This is a genomic window from Stenotrophomonas sp. PS02289, from assembly GCF_029960115.1.
Lineage (GTDB): Bacteria > Pseudomonadota > Gammaproteobacteria > Xanthomonadales > Xanthomonadaceae > Stenotrophomonas.
In genome coordinates this window covers 1-4,599 of sequence record NZ_JASCOZ010000248.1, presented here as the reverse complement: position 1 = coordinate 4,599, position 4,599 = coordinate 1, and the positions used below count along the sequence as shown (strand labels likewise).

Genomic DNA, 4,599 nt, shown 5'->3' with positions numbered 1-4,599 from the left:
GCGCTACCCATGTCGGCAAGGCCCGGTAGCGCCGGCCGTTGGCCGGCCCGCAGGATTCATCCGGCGCTCGTCCACGGCGGGGCAATTTTCTCCAACCGCTTGTACACCGGGCAGGTCTTCGCATGCGCCCCGGGCAGATACCCCAGGCTCATCAGGAACTCGCCGGTGATCTCGCCGCCGGTGAAGCGGAAGGTCTTCTTGAACAGCTTCACCCAGTCGGGCTTGCTGCGCGGGTGATGCGCATCCAGCCAGTCGGCGAACGACCCATGGCTGGCCCTTAGCTGCTGGATCACCTGCGCATTGTGGATGGCCGCGTGCACCTTCAAGCGGTTGCGGATTATGCCGGTGTCGTTCAACAGCCGCTCCACATCGCGTTCGCCGTACGCCGCCACGGCGTCCACGTTGAACTGGCTGTACGCCGCCCGAAAGCCTTCGCGCTTCTTCAGGATGGTTTCCCAGCTCAGCCCGGCCTGGTTGATTTCCAGGATCAGGCGTTCGAACAGTTCGCGCTCGTCGCGCTGCGGAAAACCGTACTCATGGTCATGGTAGTGCCCGTGTACCGGGTGGCCGGGGGCGATGTTGCAGTAACCGCTCATGGGCTGTCGTCCTCCACGTTCTCCACCCTGCTCTCGTCCAGCGACCTGGCTTTGATGCCCGCCAGCTTCAGCTGCGGCCAACGCGGCTGCTGCGCCTCCAGCTTGCCTTCCCGCAACGCGGCGTTGGCCATGGACACCTGATCCTTGCCGCCACCGTCGTAGAAGCTGATCTGGCCGGCATTCTGCCACGCGGCCGCGCTGGTGCCCGGGGGGCGTGCGTGCAGTCGGCAGGACGGCCCGATGTACTCGGACAGATCACACAGCAGCATGTCGTCGATGCCATCGCCGTCGAAGTCGCGGCGCAGGGCCACGCAGGACGCGCCGCTCTCCAGGCAGCCGCCGGCGTCCAGCTTGCGGTCCAGCAGGCCCTGCCACCAGTCGGCGTCGGCCGCCGGGCTGCCCTTGGCAAGGTCGACCTGGCGCTGCAGGACGGTCAGGTCACGCAGGCCGTCATCCACCTGACGTTCGCCGCCCCAGCGCTCCTTCCGCGCCAAGGCATCCTTGACCACGCTGACGGCGCGGGCGTCGGCGCTGAGCCGTGGGTCCTGTTCCAGCGCGCGCAGCGCATCCACGCCGCGACGGCCGAACTCGAAGCGCAGCGCGATTGCATCGGCCGCGTTGATCGCCGCCGGATCGGCTTTCAGTCGCGCCACCTGGCTGGCGATGCTGATCCGCACGCCATCCAGTACCGGCGAATTGGCCAGCAGCGCCACCGCCAGCACCGTCCAGCACATCCAGCGGTTCACGGTTTCAATCGGCTGCAGCCAGCGGCCCCGCCGGCGCAGCACGGACAGTGCATAGCCCACCGCGTAGCCGAGCACCATCACCACCACCAGTGCGCCCCAGAAGCGCTCCAGGGTCCAGCCGTACTGGGCAATGCGCAGCCCCATCGCATACAGCGCCAGCCCGGCATAGACCGGCAGTGCCAGCAGGCTCGCATCCACCAGCCGGCGCAGCCACATCGGGTAGGCCGCGCGCGCGCTGTCGTGCTGGTACACCGCGTTGGTGAAGGCCACCAGCAGGAGCGAGACGATCACCAGCAGCCAGGTGGCCGAGCGGGTCTTCCACAACGCCTCCAGGCCGGTGAAGGGCAGGCTCAGCACGAACAGCACGGCAATGAACGACAGCAGGGGCAGCAGGCCGCGGCAGATCGCGAACAGCACCTGCCGGGTGACCTGGATGGCGCGGTGCTGGGTGCGCCCGATCAGCACGCCAAAACCGAACAGGCAGCCGGTGGCCAGGGCAATGAATGCCTCTTCGCGGAACAGGTCGCGGAAGAAGTCGATATCCACCAGCTGGAACAGCGCCGCCCACAGCCACAACAGCAGCCAGGTCAGGCCGGTGAACGCCAGGGCCAGCGCCAGGGTGAGACCGTTCTGCCAGGCGCGTTCAAACAGCGCGTCGTAAGTGGCCCGCCAATGACCATGCTGCAGCCGGAACTGCCACCAGGGCAGGGTGACAAAGACGGCAATGCCCATGCTGAGCGAGAACGGCCAGTGCAGGGGGCCGTCGACCAGACCGGTCGCGCCGCCGCCCAGGTTCCAGCCGATCCAGCTCGCCAGTGCCAGCACCACCAAGGAGCCGACGATCGCGTGCAGCCACAGGCGACGGTCGCGCAGTGTCACCAGGGTGAGCGCAACAGCGGTGGGAATGGTCAGTACCCAGGTGTACCACCGGTAGCGGCTGGCGATGTCCTGGAACGGCCAGCTGTCGTTGGCCTGCTGCACGGCATACAGCGCCAGCCCCTGCAGCAGTGCGATCAGCACGATGGTGCTGCGCGAGGACAGGGGCAGGGCAGGAAGTGCGGTGTCGTTCATGGAATGCGTCCGTGCAGATCAACGCGCATCCTAGCCCACCGCTCACGCCCCTGTCTGGGAGCCTGCGGTTAGAATGGGGCCATGTCACAGCTGCCCACGTCCCTCGCCGATCACCTGCTGGTAGCGCTGCCGTCGCTGACCGATCCCACGTTCGCCCGCAGCGTGGCGCTGATCTGCCAGCACGACGAGGCCGGTGCCATGGGCGTGCTGGTCAACCAGCCGTCCGAATACACGCTGGGCGAAGTGCTGGCGCAGATGGAGATCAGCACCGACGATGTCGCCCTGCGCGACAGCCTGGTGCTCAACGGTGGCCCGGTCCATCCTGAACGCGGCTTTGTGATTCACGACGACCCGCGTGAATGGGATGCCTGCTTGGCCGTGGGCGAAGGCCTGTTCCTGACCACCTCGCGCGACATCCTCGAGGCCATGGCCCGCGGCGAAGGTCCGCGCAATGCGCTGGTGACGCTGGGCTGCGCGGGCTGGAGCCCCGGCCAGCTGGAAAACGAGCTGGCTGAGAACAGCTGGCTGGCGGTGCCGGCCGATGCCGACCTGCTGTTCAGCACGCCGCTGGATGAGCGCTGGCAGGGTGCGGCGGCGCGGCTGGGCGTGGATCTGTTCCACCATACCGGTTACAGCGGCCATGTCTGAGCCGGCCAGCATCCGCCGCGACGGCACGGTGCTGGGCTTTGATGTCGGTTCGCGCCGCATCGGCGTGGCCATCGGCAGTTCGTTCGGCACCCACGCCCGCGCCATCGCGGTGGTGGACGTGCACGGCAATGGCCCGGACTGGGGCGCGGTGGAGCGCCTGATCAAAGAATGGCGGCCTGACGGCCTGGTGGTGGGCGACCCGCTCACCCTGGACGGCCAGGACCAGCCTAACCGCAAGCGTGCGCAGGGCTTCGCCCGCCAGCTGCGGGAACGTTTCAAGCTGCCGGTGGTGCTGGTCGACGAGCGTTCCAGCTCGGTCGAGGCGGCCCGCCGGTTCGCGGTCGAACGCGCCGAGGGTCGCAAGCGTCGTCGTGACGCCGCCACCCTGGACGCGGTCGCCGCCGCCGTCATCATCGAGCGCTGGTTGTCCGCGCCGGATGACGCCACTCCTGTTTCCTGACCCCTCAGATCCCTGCCATGACCGCCACGCAACTTGATTCCGATGGACGCCTGCGCCACCTGCTGACCCTGGAAGGTCTGCCCCGCGAGACCCTGTTGCAGCTGTTGGACCGTGCTGGCCAGATCCGCGATGCGGCCGTCGGCCGGGTCGGCAACAAGCGCCAGGTGCTGGCGGGGTCGGCGGTATGCACGCTGTTCTTCGAACCCTCCACGCGAACCCGCAGTTCGTTCCAGCTGGCCGCGCAGCGCCTCGGAGCCGACGTGCTGAACTTCGATGCCTCCACCTCGTCCACGCGCAAAGGCGAAACCGCCTGCGACACGCTGAAGAATCTGGAAGCGATGGGCGTGCGTGGCTTCGTCGTGCGCCATCCGGATGACGGTGCTGTGGCTGCGCTGTCGGAAGCGGCGGGCGAGGGCACCGCGCTGGTCAACGCTGGCGATGGCCGCAGTTCCCACCCCACCCAGGGCCTGCTCGACATGCTGACCCTGCGCCAGGCCAAAGGTGCGGATTTTTCGAAGATGAAGGTGCTGATTGTCGGCGACGTGAAGCACTCGCGCGTGGCCCGCACCGACCTGCACGCGCTGCGCACCCTGGGTGCAGGCGAGATCCGCGTGTGCGGCCCGCAGTCGCTGCTGCCCGACGATGAAACGCTGAAGGGCTGCATCGTCGGCCAGGATTTCGACGCCATGCTGGAAGGTGCAGACGCGCTGATGATGCTGCGCCTGCAGCGCGAGCGCATGGAAGAAGGCCTGGTGCCGTCGATCGAGCAGTACCACGCCGAGTATGGTCTGACCGCAGCACGCCTGAAGCGCGCAGCGCAGGATGCGGCGGTGCTGCATCCGGGCCCGATCAACCGCGGCGTGGAAGTGACCGACGAAGTCGCCGACGGCCCGCAGTCGTGGGTGTTGCGCCAGGTCGCCAACGGCGTCGCCGTGCGCATGGCGGTGTTGGAGACGTTGTTGGGGTAAGGGCCTGCGCCGGGTTGCCGAAGGGCCGGCCAACGGCCGGCGCTACCTTGGGCGGTGGGATTGCGCGGGGGGGGGGGGGGGGGGGGCGCGCCGCCCCGGGGGGGGGGGGG

5 protein-coding genes are annotated in these 4,599 nt (G+C 68.2%); 3 read left to right on the top strand and 2 right to left on the bottom strand.

Translation table 11 applies throughout. From position 1 onward, the window contains the following. Positions 1 to 56: 56 nt before the first annotated feature. Both QMX83_RS20305 and QMX83_RS20300 read right to left on the bottom strand, forming a co-directional pair. Positions 57 to 596 (bottom strand): DNA-3-methyladenine glycosylase I, encoded by a 540-nt coding sequence (locus QMX83_RS20305; protein ID WP_282298443.1) that lies wholly within the window; start codon positions 594 to 596, stop codon positions 57 to 59. After that, entirely contained in the window at positions 593 to 2,413 is a 1,821-nt protein-coding gene (locus QMX83_RS20300) for a DUF4153 domain-containing protein (protein ID WP_282298442.1), read from the bottom strand. The genes QMX83_RS20305 and QMX83_RS20300 overlap by 4 nt, the downstream gene beginning before the upstream one ends. A gap of 81 nt (positions 2,414 to 2,494) precedes the next feature. Between QMX83_RS20300 and QMX83_RS20295 the strand changes: the two genes are divergently transcribed. From QMX83_RS20295 to QMX83_RS20285, 3 genes are read left to right on the top strand one after another with little or no spacing between them, the layout of a single operon-like run. Further along, positions 2,495 to 3,061 carry a YqgE/AlgH family protein gene (locus tag QMX83_RS20295; RefSeq protein WP_282298441.1) on the top strand — a complete coding sequence of 189 codons (567 nt, stop codon included), beginning with the start codon at positions 2,495 to 2,497 and terminating at the stop codon, positions 3,059 to 3,061. Further along, positions 3,054 to 3,521 (top strand): Holliday junction resolvase RuvX, encoded by a 468-nt coding sequence (gene ruvX, locus QMX83_RS20290; protein ID WP_282298440.1) that lies wholly within the window; start codon positions 3,054 to 3,056, stop codon positions 3,519 to 3,521. The genes QMX83_RS20295 and ruvX overlap by 8 nt, the downstream gene beginning before the upstream one ends. A gap of 17 nt (positions 3,522 to 3,538) precedes the next feature. Then, positions 3,539 to 4,489 carry an aspartate carbamoyltransferase catalytic subunit gene (locus QMX83_RS20285; protein WP_282298439.1) on the top strand — a complete coding sequence of 317 codons (951 nt, stop codon included), beginning with the start codon at positions 3,539 to 3,541 and terminating at the stop codon, positions 4,487 to 4,489. Positions 4,490 to 4,599 lie beyond the last annotated feature (110 nt).

Bases quoted from the DNA above. Each gene is read 5' to 3' on its own strand.
- QMX83_RS20305 (WP_282298443.1), bottom strand. From the start codon at position 596: ATGAGCGGTTACTGCAACATCGCCCCCGGCCACCCGGTACACGGGCAC.
- ruvX (WP_282298440.1), top strand. From the start codon at position 3,054: ATGTCTGAGCCGGCCAGCATCCGCCGCGACGGCACGGTGCTGGGCTTT.
- QMX83_RS20295 (WP_282298441.1), top strand. From the start codon at position 2,495: ATGTCACAGCTGCCCACGTCCCTCGCCGATCACCTGCTGGTAGCGCTG.
- QMX83_RS20300 (WP_282298442.1), bottom strand. From the start codon at position 2,413: ATGAACGACACCGCACTTCCTGCCCTGCCCCTGTCCTCGCGCAGCACC.
- QMX83_RS20285 (WP_282298439.1), top strand. From the start codon at position 3,539: ATGACCGCCACGCAACTTGATTCCGATGGACGCCTGCGCCACCTGCTG.